Genomic DNA, 17464 nt, shown 5'->3' with positions numbered 1-17464 from the left:
GGACTCCCTGACCTTCCGGGGCCGCCCGCCGCTGAGGTACTTCCGGATCCACCAGTCATCGTGCGCTTCCGAGCAGGCGCGCCGTGCTGACCAGCTGTTCGTCGCCTCAGGCTTGGCGTACCCACTCCGGACATCCGTTCCGCATCGCTCGGGCGCGGTTCGGAAACATCCGCGACAGATCCTTGACACATGCCGAAACGGGTCATAGGTTCCGGGCATCCCTCAATTGAAGCGTTTCAACGCTCTGTGTGCCGAGGAGTACCCGTGCACAAGACCCTCAGAACCCGCCGTATCGCCCTCCTGGCGACCGCTGCCACCTCGAGCCTGCTGCTGAGCGCCTGCGGCGGCGGCAGCGCCTCGGGCAGTGACGTCAAGGCGTTCACCCTCACCATCAACGACGACAACCACATCGTGCAGCAGGAGCTGACCGCACTGGGCAAGGGCTCGTGCGCGTCGCAGGACAAGGCCCTGCCGCTGCAGATCCAGACGCTGCCGATCGGCAACGTCGACCAGAAGGTGCAGCTTCTCGCCGGTCAGAACGCCCTGCCCGTGCAGTTCGCGGCGGGCGGCACGCCGCAGCTGACCAAGACCCTGGACAAGGCCGGGCAGGTCCTCGATCTGGAGAAGACGCTCAAGGACCTCGGTGTCTGGGGCGACATACAGCCGGCGGCCGTCAAGACCGTCGAGAACCTGTACGGCAAGTTCAACGTCATGCCCTACCAGTTCAACATCGAGGGCATCTGGTACAACAAGAAGCTCTTCGCCGACCACCACATCGCCACCCCGACGACCTACGAGCAACTGGTCGCGGCGGCGGGGAAGTTGAAGGGTGCCGGTGTCACCCCGTTCGCCGCGGACGGCAAGGACGGCTGGCCTCTCACCCGCCTGGTCAGCGGCTACCTCTACCGGGAACTCGGCCCGGACGCCATGCAGGCCGTGGCGGACGGCAAGGCCAAGCTGACCGATCCCGCCTATGTGAAGGCCGCGCAGGCCATCGCCGACCTGGGCAAGGCCGGGTACTTCGGCAAGGGCGTCGGTTCGATCGACTACGACACCGCGGTCCAGCAGTTCCTCACCGGCAAGGCCGCGATGTTCTACATGGGCAGCTGGGAACTCGTCGACTTCAACGACAAGACCAAGAACAAGATCGGTGCGGACAACGTCGGCTTCATGCCGTTCCCCACCGTCGCGGGCGGCAAGGGCAGCGCGGACCAGATCCCGGCCAACGTCGGCCTCCCGGTCGCCGTCTCCGCCAAGTCGTACAACGCCGAGGTCGGGGACTGGCTCTCCTGCATCACCAAGAACTACGGCGCCGCCTCGCTCAAGGACCAGGGCACGGTCTCCGGGTTCAAGCCGAACGGCGACACCGGCACCCTGCCCCCGCTCACCCAGACGGTCCAGGACACCATCACGAAGACCAAGACCAGCACCCTGTGGTTCGAGGCGCTGTTCAACACCAAGGCGACGGAGACCAGTCAGACGAACGCCGCGCCGCTCGTCACCGGATCCCTCTCGGCCAAGGACTTCATGAAGAAGGTCCAGAGCGACCTCGACAACGGCTGACCCCTCCCGCCCCACCGCGATCCGCCGCACCCATCCCTTCGTGAGAGAGCCGTCATGCGTTCAGTTCTGGGAGACCGCCGTGCCATCGCCGTCCTGCTGGGCCCGGCGCTGCTGGTGTACACCCTGGTGATGCTGGTGCCGATGGGCTGGTCCCTCGGCTACACCTTCTTCAAGGGCAACGTCATCGAGGGCTTCGCTTTCGGAGGGCTGGGCAACTTCGAGAAGCTCTGGCACGACCCGCAGGCGCACTCGGCCCTGTGGTTCACGTTCAAGTACGGGATCGTCGTCACCGTCGGGCAGGTGCTCTGCGGTTACCTGCTGGCCCTGCTCTACGTTTTCGTCCTGCGGAAGTCGTCCGCGGTCGTCCGCACGCTCGTGTTCTTCCCGGTGATCCTGCCGACGGTCGCCGTGGCCCTGATGTTCCAGAAGCTCTTCGCCGTCGCGCCGCAGAACGGCCTGGCCACATCGCCCTCGAAGGCCTCGGCATCCACCACGACGACTGGTTCGCCGGCTCGGGCGGGTCCTTCATAGTCCTCGTCGTCATGGACGTCTGGCGCTCCATGGGCTTCTACGGCGTCCTCATCTTCGCGGGGCTCCTCGACATGCCCGACGAGACCCTCGAATCGGCGCGGCTGGACGGCGCCACCGGATGGCGCCTGATCCGGCACATCGTCCTGCCGCTGTCCGCGCCCGTGCTGCTGTCGTCCGTCGTGTTCAGCATCAACGGCACCCTCAAGGTGTTCGACTCGGTCCTCGCCCTGACCAACGGCGGCCCGGGCAGCGACACCACGCCCCTGACTCTCTACATGTTCCGCACCGCCTTCTCCTACGGCGACTACGGCTACGGCACCACCATTGCCTCGCTGCTCACCGTCGTCTGCCTCGGCGTCACCCTCGTCATCTTCCGCTTCTCGCGCCGCGACCTGACCAAGGGCTGAACTCCCATGACCGACTCCCTGACGGCACCGTCGCGAGAACTCCTCGCCCGCCCCCGGGCCACTACCTTGCAAGGGCGCGCGTACGCCCGCCGCCTGACGCGCAATCTGCTCGTCATCCTGCTGGTGGCCGTCGAAGTGACGCCGCTGCTGTGGCTGGTGCTCAGCTCCTTCAAGACCCAGTCCGAGTTCGTCAACGACCCCGCCTGGTCGCTTCCAGGCAAGTGGGACTTCCACAACTACGCCGAGGCGTGGACGACCGGGCACGTCGCCCTCTACGTCCGAAACAGCCTCCTGGCCACCGTGCCCTCGCTCGCGCTCATCATCGTGCTCGGCACCGCCGCCGGCTTCGCCCTGGAGGTCATGATCTGGCGCGGCCGCCACCAGGTCCTCCTCGTCTTCCTCGTCGGCATCATGGTGCCGAGCCAGATGATCCTGCTCCCGTTGTTCCGGGTGTACTTCCAGACCGGGCTGTCCGGGACGATGTGGCCCCTGATCATCACCTACACCGCGGTCGGCCTCCCGCTCACCGTCTTCATGATGGCCACCTACTTCCGCGCCGTCCCGCGCGAGATCTTCGAGGCCGCCACCCTCGACGGGGCCGGCATGCTCACCGCCTTCTGGCGGATCGGATTCCCCGTCGTCCGCAACGCCGTCTTCACGGTCGCGCTGGTGCAGTTCTTCTTCATCTGGAACGACCTGCTCATCTCACTCACCTTCACCACCAATGACGACCTGCGCACCATCCAGGTCGGTCTGCTCAACTTCACTGGCCAGTACGGAGAGACGGCCTACGGACCGCTGTTCGCCGCGATCAGCATCAACGTCGTCGGCGCCCTGGTGCTCTATCTGCTGATCAACCAGCGCATCATCAAGGGTCTGACGGCGGGGGCGGTGAAGGGATGAGCCGCGAGGGGATACCCACGGTGGCCACTCCGACCGCGGAACACCACCGGGAGCCCTTCGGCATCGGCGAGTCGTCGCCCCGGATCTCCTGGAAGACCACAGCACCCGCCGGCTGGAGGCAGCAGGCGTACCAGGTCGAGGCCACCCGCGCCGACGGTACGCACGTCACGGACTGGTCGGCCTCCCATGACTCGGTGCTCGTGCCCTGGCCCCTCGCACCACTGCTGTCCCGGGAGATCTGCGAAGTTCGGGTGCGGGTCCGTGGAGCCGACCGGACGGTCAGCGAGTGGAGCCCGCCGCTGCGGATCGAGGCCGGACTGCTGGTACCGGCGGACTGGACAGCCCTCACCGTCTCCCCGCACGAGCCGCAGGGGTGCGCCCGCGAGCGCCGCCCGCCGCTGCTGCGCAAGGAGTTCGCCGTCGGCACGGAGGTGGAACGCGCACGGCTGTACGTCACCGCCCACGGCCTGTACGAGATCGAGATCAACGGCCGGCGGGTGGGCGACCATGCCCTCGCGCCCGGCTGGACCAGCTACCACCACCGGCTGCGTTACCAGACCCACGACGTCACGGACCACCTGCGCGCAGGTGACAACGCCATCGGCGGGTGGCTGAGCGACGGCTGGTACCGCGGACGGCTGGGCTTCGGTGGCGGCCACGCCGACGTCTACGGCGACCGGCTCGCCCTCCTCGCCCAGCTGGAGGTCGTCCACCGCGACGGATCGGTCACCGTCATCGGCACCGACACCTCCTGGCGTGCCGGCCACGGGCCTCTCCTCTCCTCGGGACTCCTGGACGGCGAGACCTATGACGCGCGGTACGAACCGTCCGGCTGGTCGAGTCCCGGATTCGACGCCGGTGACTGGTCGCCCGTGGACGTCGTCGCCCGAGACCCCGCGACCCTGGTGGCACCCACCGGCCCGCCGGTGCGCTGCACGCAGGAGATCACGCCGGTTCTGGTGACCCCTCTCGACGCCGACCGGCTCCTGGTGGACTTCGGGCAGAACCTCGTCGGCCGGGTGCGCATCACCGTCGCCGGCCCGGCCGGGCACACCGTCGTCATCCGCCACGCAGAGGTGCTCCAGGACGGAGAACTGTGTGTCCGCCCCCTGCGTGACGCCGTCGCCACCGACCGGTACACCCTGAAAGGCGGCGCCCCCGAGACCTGGGAGCCACGCTTCACCCTCCACGGCTTCCGGTACGCCGAGATCACCGGCTGGCGCGGCGGCGACCCGTACCGCGGCATCGTCGCCCGCGTCCATCACACCGACATGGCACGCACCGGCTGGTTCGCCTGCTCCGACGAGCAGGTCAACCGACTCCACGAGAACGTGGTGTGGAGCCTGCGCGGCAACTTCGTGGACCTCCCCACCGACTGCCCGCAGCGTGACGAGCGGCTCGGCTGGACCGGCGACATCCAGGTCTTCGCCCCCACCGCCGCCTTCCTGTACGACTGCCACGGCATGCTCGCGTCCTGGCTGCGCGACGTCGCCGTCGAACAGCATGCCGACGGGACCGTCCCCTGGTACGTACCCGAGATCCCCGGGGGCTCGCAGTGGACCCCGGCCAGACCCGGCGCCGGCTGGGGCGACGTGGTCGCACTCACTCCGTGGGATCTCTATCGGGGTTCGGGGGACGCCGCACTGCTGGCCGCGCAGTACGAAAGCGCACGACGGTGGGTCGACCTCGTCACCGGTCTCGCCGATCCGTCGGGCCTGTGGAACCGCGGCTTCCAACTCGGCGACTGGCTCGACCCGTTCGCTCCACCGGACGACCCCGGTGCCGGCCGTACGGACCGGCACCTCATCGCCACGGGGTACTACGCATGGTCCCTGCGGCATGTGGCATGGACCGCCGACGTGCTGGGGCGCGTGGACGAACGGCGCCGCTACGAGGAACTCGCGCGGCGGGTCCGGCAGGCGTTCGTCGACGAGTACGTGCTGCCCGGTGGCCGGATGACCAGCGACACCCAGACCGCCTACGCCGTGGCCCTGCAGTTCGACCTTCTCCCGGACGCGGCGGCCCGGGACGAGGCGGGACATCGCCTGGCCGAACTGGTCGAGGCGGGCGGGCACACCATCCAGACCGGTTTCATCGGCACGCCGCTGGTGGCACCCGCGCTGAGCGCCACGAACCACGACGACACCGCGTACGCGCTGCTCCTCCAGCAGGAGTGCCCCTCGTGGCTGTACGCGCTCAAGCACGACGCCACCACCGTCTGGGAGCGCTGGGACAGCATGCTGCCCGACGGTACGGTCAACCCGGGCGAGATGACCTCGTTCAACCACTACGCCCTCGGCGCGGTCGCACAGTGGCTGCACACCAGGGTCGCCGGGCTGAACCCAGGCGCACCCGGTTACCGCGACATCGTCTTCCGACCACGACCGGGCGGCGGCATCACCTGGGCGAGCGCCACCCACGAATCGCCGTACGGCCGCGTGGCGATCCGGTGGGAGCTGGGGGAGACGGATCTCGTCGTGGAGACGACCGTACCCACCGGAGCGACAGGACGGATCGAGTGGCCTGAGGGAGACGTGACCGACCTGCCGACCGGGACCAGCACCGTTTCGCGCGCAGCCGTCCCGACCGGCACCTGACTGTTCCAACACCCCGCGACACAAAGGCGTCTCGCGTGACCAATCACCACACCGAAGCGACCTGCCCCGGAAGACGCAGAAGGCACGGGCATTCCGTCCTCGCCGCGATCGCAGTCGCACTGCTGACCGTTCTCGGCCTGGTCACCGCCTCCCCGGCGCAAGCACTCAGCGGGGACATCCGCATGCACGACCCGAGCGTCATCAAGGTGGGCAGCTGCTACTACGGCTTCTCCACCGGTTTCGAGCACGACTCGCTCAACCCGAGCGGATCCATCACCATCCGCAGGACCTGCGACGCCACCCCCGCCTCCGGCTGGACCAAGGTGGGCAACGTATGGGAGTCGACCCCGTCCTGGATCACCAGCAAGCTCGGGTCGACACCGCCGAACATCTGGGCCCCGGACATCAAGTACTTCAACGGCACCTATCACCTGTACTACGCCGGTTCGCTCTGGGGCACGAACTACGCGGTGATGGGTCTGGCCACCGCCACGAACATCGAGGGCCCCTGGACCGACCAGGGCATGGTCACGGACGTCGACTACCCGATCGACCCCAACGTCGACTGGGGACCCGACGGCCGGCTGTACATCTCCTGGGGCTCCTGGACCGGCAGCGGCACCTACATGCACGTCCTCGACACCACCACCGGCAAGCTGTCCACCACCGACAACAACCTCTGGCACATCGCCGTCGGCATCGAGAACCCCACGATCATCCTCAACGGCGGCTACTACTACCTCTTCGGCTCCAAAGGCACCTGTTGCAGCGGGGTCAACAGCACCTACTACACCGTGGTGGGCCGATCCACCAGCATCACCGGCCCCTACCTCTACCAGAACGGCACGGACATGGCCTCCGGCGGCGGGACCACCGTTCTCACGGGTGCCTACCCCAGGGTGGCGGCGGGTGGTGCCGACGCCTACGACGACGGCACCTCCAAGTTCCTCGCCTACCACTACTACGGCGGCGACAACTCCGGGCAGGAGACGCTCGACATCCGACAGGTGACCTTCGCGGGCGGCTGGCCGGTCATCGCCGGCCCGCTCGGCGCCGCGAACAACCACCTGCTGAACCGGAACAGCGCCAAGTGCGCGGACGTCTGGTACCTGAGCACGGCGGACGGGGCCGCGGTCAACTCCGGCAACTGTAACTCCGGGGCCAACCAGCAGTGGGTGCCCACCGCCGTCGGCTCCGACCACGAACTCGTCAACGTCAACAGCGGCAAGTGCCTGCAGATCTCCGGCGCCTCGACGGCCGACGGAGCCGTGGCCGTCCAGTCGACGTGCACCGGAGCTTCGCATCAGTTGTGGACGAGGACGGCGGTGATCGGCGGTTACGTCACCTTCACCAACGTCAACAGCGGCAAGTGCCTCGAGGTCGCCGGTGCGTCGACCGCCAACGGCGCTGCCCTCGACCAGGCAGCCTGCACCGCCGGCGCGAACCAGCAGTGGATGGTCGTCTGACGCGCCACATCCCCGGACCATCGTGTGACCCTTCTGCCGGCCGGACCTGATTCCTGATGCGGAAGCCAGAGGGAGAGCGCACCCTCCGCGCCGATCACCGGGGCGCGGAGGGTGTCCTATGCCGTGCGCCGGTTCACTGGGCTGACGCGACCGGCGGGGCGGGCGTCTCGTCCGCGGGGATTGCGCCGGTGTCGAGTTCCCTGTGCGATGTCTCGGGGAGGAGTGCCACGGCGAGGACGGCGATGCCGTAGGCGCTCCCCGTGAACAGGCCGATGCTGGTACCCATGCCGAGCCTGTCGCTGAGGAAGCCGACGAACGCGGGGAAGGCCGCCGGGACGATGCGTCCGAAGTTGTAGCAGAAGCCCTGCCCGGTGCCGCGGATCGCGGTCGGGTACAGCTCGCCGAAGAGCGCTCCGGGTCTCGCGGGGATGCCGGCGGAGAAGAAGCCGAACGGAATGCCCAGGAAGAACATCTGGGTGTCGTCGATCGGCAGGAACAGATAGCTGACGACAGAGCCCAGGCACATCACCGCGAAGAACATGATGTTCTTCCGGCGGCCTATGCGGTCGGCCAGGATCCCGGACGCCAGGTATCCGAAGAAGGAAGCGGCTATGAAGACGGCAAGGTAGCCGCTGGTCCTGAGGACTGACAGGCCGTGGGTGGTGCGAAGGTATGTGGGCAGGAAGGTGGTCAGTGCGTAGTAGCCGCCGTGGCTGCCCAGGCCCAGCAGAGCGCCGAGCAGGGTCACCCGCAGGAGGTCCGGTTTGAAGATCCGCAGCAGGGACGCCCGGTCCTCGGCTTTCGCGGACCGTTGCCGGTAGAGCGGGGGATCGGTGACCTTGCGGCGGATGACGATGACCAGGGCGGCCGGCAGCGCGCCGAGCCAGAACATCGACCGCCAGGTCCACTCCTCCGGGAGCAGGCTGAACAGGACGGCGCCGGCTGCCTACTCACCACCGAAGCCGAAACCCTGGATGCTGCGCAGCACCATCAACTCGGAGTAGCCGGTGGCGAAGCCGATGAGGACGGTGGCGGCGGAGTAGACGATGATCGTCCACCGGAGGACCCGGACACGTCCCTATCGGTCGGAGGCCCGGCCGGCGAGCCAACCGCCGCACGCGGTGAAGACGAGGGTGACGGAGGCGAGAGTTCCGGCTGCCCCGGTACTCAGGTGCCAGGCGGCCAGCAGGGTCGGCAGGACGACCCCGAACTTCTGGGCGTCGGCGGCTTCGAGCGTCCAGCCGCCGAAGGCGGCCCAGAACGCCCGTTTCTGGGCTGTGTCGGTGTCCCTGTACCAGGCAAACATGAGGCGGCTCTCTTCGTATGCGGCAACGTGAACGGGGAAATGGGGTCAGCGGATGTCAATGCGGTACCGGAAGGTGTGCGCCAGCCCGCGTGAGCGGCGGTACTCCAGGGGTCTGGCGTCGTGGGAGCGGGCGACCCGTGCGACCACGACGACGGGCTCGGAGCGCGCGCAGCCGAGGAGCGGCGCATCGGCCGCATCGGCCGCGTCGGCGGCCTCGACGGTGAGTTCTTCCATGGCGGCCGCGATGATTTGTCCACAGTGGCGTTCGTACGTCGGATACAGCAGGTCACCGAGCTCGTCAGGGCTGATCCGCTCGATCGCTTCGAACAGGGGCAGCGGGAGCCAGATGTCCTCGACGAGGACGGGCTGCCCGTCGTAGAGCCTCAGCCGGTGCAGGTGAAGGACCTCGCTGCCGGTGGTGGTGCGCAGGGCGGACGCGACGGCCGGCGTACTCACCTGCCGCGCGGCGGAGAGAATACGGCTCTCGGGAAAACCGCTCCCTGTGCTTCCGAACCGGAAGAAGCGGAAGAGGGAGGCGTCCAGGGACGCTCTTCGGACGAACGTCCCGGTTCCCTGGTGCCGTTCGAGCAGACCCTCATCCACGAGGTCGCGGAACACGCGCCGCATCGTCCCCAGAGACACCCCGTAGTACTCGACCAGGGCGGACTCGGCGGGTAGCGGCTGGTCGGGAGACCACTCCCCGGTGCGGATGCGCTCGACCAACACCTCCCGGAGCCGGGCGTGCAAGGGCAGACGCGGGTCGGTCCGGGCGAGGTCGGCCGCTCGACACCCATGCCCACGTCTTCACGCGCGGTCTGCGGCTGGCGCACCACCGGAGGTACACCCCGGATTACGACGCCAGGGTGGACGCCTACCTGGCGCTGCTCGACACGCACGGCCTGGCCGGCGGAGTTCTGGTGCAGCCGAGCTTCCTCGGAACAGACAACTCGTACCTGCTGGACGCGCTCGGCAAGGCGCCGGAACGCCTTCGTGGGGTCGCCGTCATTGATCCGGTGACGCCCGGCGAAGAACTCGACCGGCTCACGGCAGCGGGCGTGTGCGGAATCCGCCTCAACCTGATCGGCCGCCCGGTGCCTCCGCTGGGAGACCGGCAGTGGCAGCGACTGGCCCGCGAACTGGCCTCCCGTGGCCTGCACTTGTTGATTCCGGGTTGGCTAATCGTTTAGTCAACCGCGTGGAGATGAGGGTGCCCTCTGGCCGAAGCCGCTGTCAATGGCTCGTTACGAACTCGCGGCCGCGGCATGTCGGGTGACCGTGCGCGTGCCGTCCGCACGGAATGTCCGGGAGGGCGGCAGAGCTCCAGCGGTGGGAGCAGATGTGCTGTCGTGCCGGACCGGGGACCCAGCAGGACCTGCTCCGGCGGTGCGTCGAGGGGCATCCGGGCCGGCGGGTGCCGGCCCGCTGGGCGACGGAGGCCGAGCTTCGAACCGTTCTGCCCGAAGGGCGGCATCACGACTTCGGCTCGCCCGAGTGTGAGTTCCTCGTCGCACGCAGGCGGCGCCGACGGGCTCCTCGGTTGCGCCGGGCTGAGGCTGCTTGGCGGCAACCCTCAAGTGGTCGATGCGCGGGTCGTACGTGGGCCCGCTTTTGCGGGGGAGGTCGGCGCGGCTTCGACGCTCAGTAGCGCGAGGGTGTTGCGGATGCCTTGATCGAGGAGTTGATCGGCGAGGTCGCTGTCGGCGAGGGCGCGAGCGAGCTGCAGAGTGCCGGCCATCATGGCGTAGGCGGTGAGTGCCTCGGTGCGGACCGAGAGGGGATTGTCGGGCGCAAGGCGGGCTGCGATGCCCTCGATGACGATCAGTACGCCGTCGGTGTAAGACCGTTTGACGATGTCCGGGCAGCGCCGGATCTCATCGAGCAGGGCGGCGGAGGGGCAGCCGTCGTCGGGGTTGTCCCGATGCTGGACGGACAGGTACCACCGCACTATCTGTTCGAGTCCTGCGCGGCCTGGTGCCGCCTGCTCGACGACGCTCGCGTTCTGTGCGTGCAGCTGGTCGGCGATCGCGGTGGCCACCAGCTCTTCCTTTGATGCGAAGTGGGTGTAGAAGGCGCCGTTCGTGAGGCCTGCGTCCTTCATGAGGGCTGTGATACCCGACCCGTCGATGCCGTCCCTCTTGAAGCGGCGGCCGGCCGTCTCGACGATCCGCTGCCTGGTTGCCTTCTTGTGCTCTTTCCCGTATCGCACGCACGCTCCTTCGCTGGCCAGGGGAGTCGCTTGCCCTCCATCGACTTCCTGGGCATATTGTATGTCGAGTGTAATTCAATGCCGACGGGGTGGTGGGTGGCCATCCAGCGGTGGACCCCGTCGGCCGCCGCTTTGCCGCCTGCGGTCGAATCGGGAGGTTGCTTGCGCGGTCGGACCCAACCGCATAGCATTACGAACGTAATTCAATGGCGCCGGATGGCGCCGCCCTCGCGCTCGGCAAGGCGGGCGCGAGGTGATCGAAGCGAGTCGCACCGCGTGGTCACCCGTCGCGGATGCAGGTACTTCAGGCCTGTCGAAGGGCAAGTCGACGCAGGTCAACAGGGTGGTCGAGCCGGGGATCGGCGGAGTCGAGCTGCGCGTGCCCTGGTCGGCGACCTCGGATCGACCCATCTGAGCCGCGGAACAGAAGCCTGTCCGTAGGGATGGCCCGCACTGCGTGACCGGACCGGGGAGGCGGCTTGTACAGCCGCTGAACCGTCAACAGGAGAAGGACACCATGAGCGTATATCTGGCAGACAAGGCCGAAGACCTCACCGTCGATGGCCCCTTCGCGAAGTTCACCTACCGGCGGATGGGTCCGCAGGGCGGCGTTCCGCTGGTCCTGCTGAACCGCTTCCGCGGCACGATCGACTGGTGGGACCCGGAGTTCCTGGACTACCTGGCCGCCGACCGCGACGTGATCGTGTTCGACAACGTCGGTGTCGGCTACACCGACGGAGAGCCGCGCGACTCCCTCGAAGGATTCGCCCAGGGGGCCATCGAGTTCATCGACGCGCTCGGCCTTCCGCAGGCTGACCTGCTCGGCTGGTCCCTGGGTGGCATCGTGGCCCAGCGCGTGGCGGTGCGGCGGCCCGAACTGGTGCGCAAGCTCGTCGTGGCGGGCAGCGGTCCGGCCGGCTGGGTGCCCGATGCTCCGCCGTTCAGTGAGAAGGTCCTGGGCATCATGGCCAAGCCCGACGCGGATCTCGAGGACATGCTGTTCCTGTTCTACCCGGAGACGGACGCGGCTCGTGCCGCCGGGCACAAGCACTTCGACCACGTCTCGACCCGGCTCGCGGCCGGCGGCCCCGCGGTCTCCGAGACGGCGGCACAGGGCATGCTCACCGCGGCGGCCACGCTCCTGGCCGCGCCCTTCGACCAGGTGGTGGCGGAACTGGAGGCCATCCGGCATCCCGTCCTCTATGCCAACGGTCTGAACGACGTGATGATCCCCGCCCACAACTCCTATGTGGCGGTCCAACACCTCGCCGATGCGACGCTCGTGCTCTACACCGGCGCCGGCCACGCCTTCCTCTTCCAGTACGCCAAGGCCTTCACCAAGCAGGTGGTTGACTTCCTCGCCGCCTGATCGCGCCGGACCCCACCAGCCGACCTCGAAGCAACAAGGGCGATTGGTGGCTTGCGGGCATGATGCCGCCTCGCAGTCCTGTGGGGCGGCGTTCGCACGACTGCGGGAGGCCGCGATCACGGCAGCGGTGCACCGAGGGCCACCCGGTGATCTTGATTTGTGACTACCGGGTGAGTTCGGTGGCGAGGCTGGTCTCGGGCGTCTTCTGATGCGATCGAGTGGAGGTGGGTCCTGGCGAGGAGCTTGCGGTCCACGTGACAGCGAGCCACGGATCATGTGGCACTCCGCTCGACCGACACCACGGCGACCGGGCGGATCAGGCCGGTGAGAGGTGGTTCCTCCAGAACGCCGACCGAGGGGATGCTGCTCGGCGGACGTACCGGAACTTCGACCCGAAGACTCAGGGCGAGGATCTGGCCATCGAACGCGGCGTGCGTCCGGAGGCCGTGTTCCTCTTCGGCTCGACGAGGACCTGCTGCAGGGGCAGCAGCACGGTCGGCCGGTCCGTCGGCATCACGGGACCCGCACCCCGACCGGAACCGTCGAACCGGCATCCCCTCGTCGTGGCGGCTGCCTCCGGCTCGCCTGCGCAGCCGCCACGACAGGTGACGGCTTGCGAGGCGATAGAATTACGGTCATACTTTAATTGTCGTTGCGAATGGCGCTGAAGGATCGCTCAAGGTTGCGATGCCCAGGGTCACCGCTCACCGACCCCGCAGACTGCAGCCGCAGCCGGGAGACACAGGTGACTGCACCGAGCCGCCCTCCTTCGAGGAGGGGGCGTCGCGTTCGCGGAAACCACCATGCTGAAGGGCAGCACAGTGAAGGAATCGCAAGGAGTGCGAGGCGACGCGACGGCGTCGTACAAGAATGCGCCGACGAGCACCGTCACCGCCGGGGGAGTGACCTTCGCCTATCGTGATCTCGGTCCCCGGTCCGGCATCCCGGTGGTCTTTCTGAACCACCTCGCCGGGGTCCTCGACAACTGGGACCCCCGGGTCGTCGACGGTTTCGCCGCCGGGCGCCGGGTCATCACGTTCGACAACAGAGGGGTCGGCGCCTCCAGCGGCTCGACGCCGCGCACCATCCAGGAGATGGCCAAGGACGCCGTCACCTTCATCCGGGCGCTCGGCTTCGAGCGTGTCGATCTCCATGGATTCTCGATGGGCGGCATGGTCGCCCAGGTGATCGTGCAGGACGAACCGGACCTCGTCCGCAAGCTGATCCTCACTGGTACCGGCCCCGCGGGTGGAGAGGGCATCAAGGACGTGACCCGGTTGTCGAACATCGACACCGTCCGGGCGCTGCTCACGATGCAGGATCCGAAGCAGTTCCTCTTCTTCACCCGCACTGCCAACGGGCGCCGGGCCGGCAAGGAGTTCCTGGCCCGACTGAAGGAACGGACCCAGGACAGGGACAAGGCGATCTCCCTCGGCGCGTACAGGTCCCAGCTCAAGGCCATTCACCGCTGGGGACTGGAGCAGCCCCAGGACCTCTCCGTCATTCACCAGCCCGTGCTCATCGCGAACGGCGAGAGCGACAGGATGGTTCCGACGAAGAACTCGTACGACTTGGAGCGGCGAGTGCCGAACGGTGAGTTGGTGATCTACCCGGACGCCGGCCACGGTGGCATCTTCCAGTTCCACCGGCAGTTCGTCGAGACGGCCGTCGAGTTCCTGGAACGACAGTAGGCGTGAAGTGCCCGTCGTCCCTTGGTCCGAGGATGCGGGTAGGCGCTCGATCTGCCCGTGTGCCGAGTGGCGGAGATGAGTGGCCCGCCTCGCCGGGGTGTGGCAGCTCCCTCAGCGCATGAATGCGAGGGCGTTCTCAATTCCCCGCTCGAGGACGTCGTCGGCGAATTTTCGATCGGACAGGGCGCGGGACAGCTGCAACGTCCCCACCATCATGGTGTACAGCCCGATGGCCTTACTGCGAGCGGATTGCGGATCCTCGGGTGTCAGGCGTGCGGCGATCTCGTCCACGATCTTCCGGGCCCCGTCGGTGTAGGCCTGCTTGGTGCCGTCCCCGCAGCGGCCGATCTCGTCGAGCAGCGCGGCGGAAGGGCATCCGAGGCCCGGGTGGTCCCGGTGCTCGGCCGACAGATAGTCGCGAACGAAATCCTCGAGTCCGGGGCGGCCGGGCCGCAGGGTGTCGTACTGGGCGATCTGAGTGCGCAGTTCCTCGGTCACGACATGCGCCACGAGGTCGTCCTTGGACGCGAAGTGGGCGTAGAAGGCTCCGTTGGTGAGCCCGGCGTCCGACATCAGTGTGGAAATGCCGGAGCCGTCGATACCGTCCTGCTTGAACCGATGGCCGGCCTTCTCGATGATCCGCTGCCGCGTCACCTGCTTGTGCTCTTTGTCGTAACGCGCCACCGGGTTCCTCCAGTCGCCTCATGGGGTCGTTGCCTTTCCGAACCATCCTAAACCATGGCCTGATGTGCGTAATATTACGACCGATATGTAACCTGTGGTCGATCCCTCTCTCCGGTTGCGTTCCCTATGGCCGGTGGCGGGCTCCTGCTCCCAGTCGGGCGGTGACGTCCGCGGGTGTGAGGGCGGAGTGCTCCGCGGAGCACTCCACGACTACGCGGACCGGAGCTTCGCAGCCCGTGTGGCGGACGTCCAACGGGGGACCCTCGGGACCGATGGCGTATGCCTCGCCCCACTGGCTCAGTGCCATGAAGACGGGCCACAGGTCCCAGCCCTTACGGGTGAGGTGGTACTCGTTGCGGGATCGGCTGCCCGGCTCCTGGTAGGGGACGGTCTTGAGGATGTCGGCCGAGACCAGTTTTCGGAGCCGGCTGCTGAGCACGGACTCCGAGAGCCCGATGTGCCGGCGGAAGTCGTCGAAGCGGTGAACTCCGTTGACGGCGTCACGCAGGATCAGCAGCGTCCATTTCTCTCCGACCACGTCGAGTGTGCGCTGGACGGGGCAGTTTTCGGTGCTCGCTTCAAGCCACTCCATTCCGTCATCGTAACGGTCTGACTTCGATATTGACAGTCAGATGCGACGGAAGCTAACTTCGCTGGTAAAAGTCAGATGGAAGGTGCCTCGATCGTGGGACGAACGCGTTCGTATCGTTGGGAAGATCCTGCGATCCTTGCGGAAGCCGCCGGGCGCATGGCCGGCATCGACTTCCTGCGCGAGGTGCGTGCCGGACGGTTGCCCGGGCCGCCCATCAACTACGCCATCGACTTCACCCTGGACGAGGTGGAGCCCGGCAGGGCGGTCTTCTCCCTTGCGCCTGGCGAGGAGCACTACAACCCGATCGGCAGCGTGCACGGCGGCATCTTCGCCACCCTGCTCGATTCGGCGGCGGGTTGCGCCGTCCAGTCCACCCTCTCGCGGGGCATGGCCTACACCTCACTCGACCTGACGGTGAAGTTCCTGCGACGGATCACCGTGGACACGGGCACGGTGCGTGCCATCGGCACGGTTGTCAGCCAAGGCCGTCGAACTGCCCTTGCCCAGGCGCAGTTGGTTGACCCGGAGGACCGTTTGCTCGCACACGCCACGAGCAGTTGCCTGCTCTTCCCGGCGCCTTCGGCTGAAGAGTGAGCTTTGTCGGCGGCTTGTGCAGCGGACCTCCGTCGCCGAGTACCACGTCTCGTCCTCCTTCGATGTCCCCCTTCTTCCTTCTTCGCCACTGACCGGCCGGGAGTGATGTCGGTGCGGTGATGCCGGACTCCCTCGACCTAGGCGCAGGACGCCGGGGTGTGAGGTGAAACGGCTGCGGCGCACGTCGGTGGCGCCCCGTATTTCTTCGGGGTGCCGGGCCGCCGTGCGCCGCAGGCGTGTAGAGGTGCCCGACGGTTGTTGATTCCCCCGGGCGCCGGACTCTTCGTCAGGCGGAAAGGGCGGGGTAGTCGGTGTAGCCGGCCGCGCCACCGCCGTAGAAGGTCTCGGGGTTCGGGGTGTTGAGGGGTGCGCCGGAGCGGACGCGCTCCACGAGGTCGGGGTTGGCGAGGGCCATGGTCCCGACGGTGACGACGTCGGCCAGCCCGTCCTCGATGTCCTTGGCGCGGGTCGTGATGTCGGCACCCGCCCGGTTGAGGATCAGTGTGGTGGGCCAGAGCTTGCGGAGGGTGAAGAGCAACTCCTCGTCGCCGCCGTGGCCCACGTGCAGGTAGGCGAGGTTGAGGGGGGCCAGGGCGCGCAGAAGGTGCGGGTAGAGCTCGTGGGGGTCGCTCTCCGCGAGGTCGTTGAGCTGGAACGGGTTGCCGGGAGAGATCCGGATGCCGGTGCGGCCGGCGCCGATCTCGTCGGCCACGGCCGTGGCGACCTCCACCGCGAAACGGATGCGATTGTCGAGGGAACCCCCGTACCGGTCGGTGCGCTGGTTGGCGCTGGGGAAGAGGAACTGGTTGACCAGGTAGCCGTTGGCCCCGTGGATCTCGACGCCGTCAGCCCCGGCCGCGATGGCTGCCCCAGCGGCGTGCCGGAACTCGTCGACCGTCGCGGCGACCTCCTCGGTGGACAGTTCGCGCGGCTCCGGCATTTCCTGGAGTCCGGTCGCCGTGAACGTCTGGCCCGACGGCTTGATCGCAGAGGGTGCTACCGGCTGCCGGTGGTGGGGCGTGTTGTCCGGGTGGGAGATGCGCCCGGCGTGCATCAGCTGGATGACGACGCGCCCGTCGGCCGCGTGCACGGCGTCGGTGACCTTGCGCCAGCCGGCGATGTGTTCCTCGGTGTAGATGCCCGGGGTCACCGGGTAGCCCTGACCGTCCGCGGAGGGCTGGGTGCCCTCGGTGATGATGAGCGCATGCGAGGCGCGCTGGGCGTAGTACTCGGCGTTCAGCTCGGTCGGGGCGCCGTCGACGGTGGCGCGGCTGCGGGTCAAGGGGGCCATGGCGAGCCGGTGCGGCAGCGCGATCTCTCCGACGGTGGTCGGGTTCCACAGGGCGTTGAGCATGGGTGATTCCTAGGGTGATGAGTGGTGGATCGCTCAGGGGAGGGGCGGACACCTCGTGCGCACGGTCGGCCGGGCGCACGCCGGTGCGCTCGTGCTTCCCGGCCTGGTGGTGCGCGCTTGCAGCCCCTGCCGGCCGAATGGGTGGCCGTGTGAGCTTGTTGAATTACGATCATAATACTATGTTGGACGGCGGTCGGCCGC

The 17464-nt window shown here is 67.8% G+C and carries 16 protein-coding genes and 1 pseudogene; 10 read left to right on the top strand and 7 right to left on the bottom strand.

Annotated elements, in window-relative coordinates:
* The first annotated feature begins 264 nt into the window (after positions 1-264).
* Genes ACGF5O_RS07915 through ACGF5O_RS07890 form a run of 6 tightly spaced genes read left to right on the top strand, consistent with a single transcriptional unit; the run spans position 265 to position 7467 of the window.
* Positions 265-1563 (top strand): ABC transporter substrate-binding protein, encoded by a 1299-nt coding sequence (locus tag ACGF5O_RS07915; protein WP_393809042.1) that lies wholly within the window; start codon positions 265-267, stop codon positions 1561-1563.
* A gap of 54 nt (positions 1564-1617) precedes the next feature.
* Positions 1618-2094: a carbohydrate ABC transporter permease gene (locus tag ACGF5O_RS07910; RefSeq protein ID WP_393809041.1), complete on the top strand. Its 477-nt coding sequence runs from the start codon at positions 1618-1620 to the stop codon at positions 2092-2094.
* A gap of 11 nt (positions 2095-2105) precedes the next feature.
* A complete protein-coding gene (locus ACGF5O_RS07905; RefSeq protein WP_393809040.1) occupies positions 2106-2501 on the top strand; it encodes a carbohydrate ABC transporter permease in 396 nt (131 codons plus the stop codon).
* Between the two features lie 6 nt (positions 2502-2507).
* Complete coding sequence (locus ACGF5O_RS07900; protein WP_393809039.1) at positions 2508-3404, top strand: carbohydrate ABC transporter permease; 897 nt, start codon at positions 2508-2510, stop codon at positions 3402-3404.
* Entirely contained in the window at positions 3401-6001 is a 2601-nt protein-coding gene (locus ACGF5O_RS07895) for a family 78 glycoside hydrolase catalytic domain (RefSeq protein WP_393809038.1), read from the top strand. Before ACGF5O_RS07900 ends, ACGF5O_RS07895 begins: the two co-directional genes overlap by 4 nt.
* A gap of 35 nt (positions 6002-6036) precedes the next feature.
* Positions 6037-7467: a family 43 glycosylhydrolase gene (locus tag ACGF5O_RS07890; RefSeq protein WP_393809037.1), complete on the top strand. Its 1431-nt coding sequence runs from the start codon at positions 6037-6039 to the stop codon at positions 7465-7467.
* 133 nt (positions 7468-7600) lie between these two features.
* Here the strand turns inward: ACGF5O_RS07890 and ACGF5O_RS07885 are convergent, their stop codons facing one another.
* The 3 genes from ACGF5O_RS07885 to ACGF5O_RS07875 form a co-directional block, all read right to left on the bottom strand.
* The gene (locus ACGF5O_RS07885; RefSeq protein WP_393809555.1) at positions 7601-8398 is read right to left on the bottom strand and encodes an MFS transporter; all 798 of its coding nucleotides are present in this window, start codon (positions 8396-8398) and stop codon (positions 7601-7603) included.
* Positions 8399-8545: 147 nt separating this feature from the next.
* The gene (locus ACGF5O_RS07880) at positions 8546-8773 is read right to left on the bottom strand and encodes a hypothetical protein (RefSeq protein WP_393809036.1); all 228 of its coding nucleotides are present in this window, start codon (positions 8771-8773) and stop codon (positions 8546-8548) included.
* A 45-nt stretch (positions 8774-8818) separates the two neighbouring features.
* Positions 8819-9520, bottom strand: a complete 702-nt coding sequence (locus ACGF5O_RS07875) for a GntR family transcriptional regulator (RefSeq protein ID WP_393809035.1) — start codon at positions 9518-9520, stop codon at positions 8819-8821.
* A 50-nt stretch (positions 9521-9570) separates the two neighbouring features.
* Between ACGF5O_RS07875 and ACGF5O_RS07870 the strand changes: the two are divergent.
* A pseudogene (locus tag ACGF5O_RS07870) lies at positions 9571-9960 on the top strand (amidohydrolase family protein); the annotation flags it as partial.
* Positions 9961-10343: 383 nt separating this feature from the next.
* Here the strand turns inward: ACGF5O_RS07870 and ACGF5O_RS07865 are convergent.
* Entirely contained in the window at positions 10344-10979 is a 636-nt protein-coding gene (locus tag ACGF5O_RS07865) for a TetR/AcrR family transcriptional regulator (protein ID WP_393809034.1), read from the bottom strand.
* Positions 10980-11496: 517 nt separating this feature from the next.
* Between ACGF5O_RS07865 and ACGF5O_RS07860 the strand changes: the two genes are divergently transcribed.
* Positions 11497-12348 (top strand): alpha/beta fold hydrolase, encoded by an 852-nt coding sequence (locus ACGF5O_RS07860; protein WP_393809033.1) that lies wholly within the window; start codon positions 11497-11499, stop codon positions 12346-12348.
* 839 nt (positions 12349-13187) lie between these two features.
* Positions 13188-14039: an alpha/beta fold hydrolase gene (locus tag ACGF5O_RS07855; protein WP_393809032.1), complete on the top strand. Its 852-nt coding sequence runs from the start codon at positions 13188-13190 to the stop codon at positions 14037-14039.
* Positions 14040-14150: 111 nt separating this feature from the next.
* Here ACGF5O_RS07855 and ACGF5O_RS07850 read toward each other — a convergent pair whose 3' ends face one another.
* Together ACGF5O_RS07850 and ACGF5O_RS07845 are read right to left on the bottom strand one after the other, a co-directional pair.
* Entirely contained in the window at positions 14151-14723 is a 573-nt protein-coding gene (locus tag ACGF5O_RS07850) for a TetR/AcrR family transcriptional regulator (protein ID WP_393809031.1), read from the bottom strand.
* Between the two features lie 124 nt (positions 14724-14847).
* Positions 14848-15315, bottom strand: a complete 468-nt coding sequence (locus tag ACGF5O_RS07845) for a winged helix-turn-helix transcriptional regulator (protein ID WP_393809030.1) — start codon at positions 15313-15315, stop codon at positions 14848-14850.
* A 93-nt stretch (positions 15316-15408) separates the two neighbouring features.
* On the opposite strand from ACGF5O_RS07845, the gene ACGF5O_RS07840 reads away from it, so the two are divergent.
* On the top strand, positions 15409-15909 hold the full coding sequence (locus tag ACGF5O_RS07840) for a PaaI family thioesterase (RefSeq protein ID WP_393809029.1): 501 nt from the start codon (positions 15409-15411) through the stop codon (positions 15907-15909).
* Positions 15910-16195: 286 nt separating this feature from the next.
* Here ACGF5O_RS07840 and ACGF5O_RS07835 read toward each other — a convergent pair whose 3' ends face one another.
* Positions 16196-17263 (bottom strand): alkene reductase, encoded by a 1068-nt coding sequence (locus tag ACGF5O_RS07835; RefSeq protein WP_393809028.1) that lies wholly within the window; start codon positions 17261-17263, stop codon positions 16196-16198.
* Between the last annotated feature and the right edge of the window lie 201 nt (positions 17264-17464).

Origin of the sequence: Streptomyces sp. NPDC048291, assembly GCF_043201715.1 — a bacterium.
GTDB lineage: Bacteria > Actinomycetota > Actinomycetes > Streptomycetales > Streptomycetaceae > Streptomyces.
Note: the sequence above shows the minus strand (reverse complement) of the source record. Positions and strands in the feature narration are given on the sequence as shown.

What these genes read in the sequence shown, in the direction of transcription:
- ACGF5O_RS07905 (WP_393809040.1), top strand. Translation starts at nt 2,106, where the DNA reads ATGGACGTCTGGCGCTCCATGGGCTTCTACGGCGTCCTCATCTTCGCG.
- ACGF5O_RS07910 (WP_393809041.1), top strand. Translation starts at nt 1,618, where the DNA reads ATGCGTTCAGTTCTGGGAGACCGCCGTGCCATCGCCGTCCTGCTGGGC.
- ACGF5O_RS07880 (WP_393809036.1), bottom strand. Translation starts at nt 8,773, where the DNA reads ATGTTTGCCTGGTACAGGGACACCGACACAGCCCAGAAACGGGCGTTC.
- ACGF5O_RS07895 (WP_393809038.1), top strand. Translation starts at nt 3,401, where the DNA reads ATGAGCCGCGAGGGGATACCCACGGTGGCCACTCCGACCGCGGAACAC.
- ACGF5O_RS07845 (WP_393809030.1), bottom strand. Translation starts at nt 15,315, where the DNA reads ATGGAGTGGCTTGAAGCGAGCACCGAAAACTGCCCCGTCCAGCGCACA.
- ACGF5O_RS07860 (WP_393809033.1), top strand. Translation starts at nt 11,497, where the DNA reads ATGAGCGTATATCTGGCAGACAAGGCCGAAGACCTCACCGTCGATGGC.
- ACGF5O_RS07835 (WP_393809028.1), bottom strand. Translation starts at nt 17,263, where the DNA reads ATGCTCAACGCCCTGTGGAACCCGACCACCGTCGGAGAGATCGCGCTG.
- ACGF5O_RS07900 (WP_393809039.1), top strand. Translation starts at nt 2,508, where the DNA reads ATGACCGACTCCCTGACGGCACCGTCGCGAGAACTCCTCGCCCGCCCC.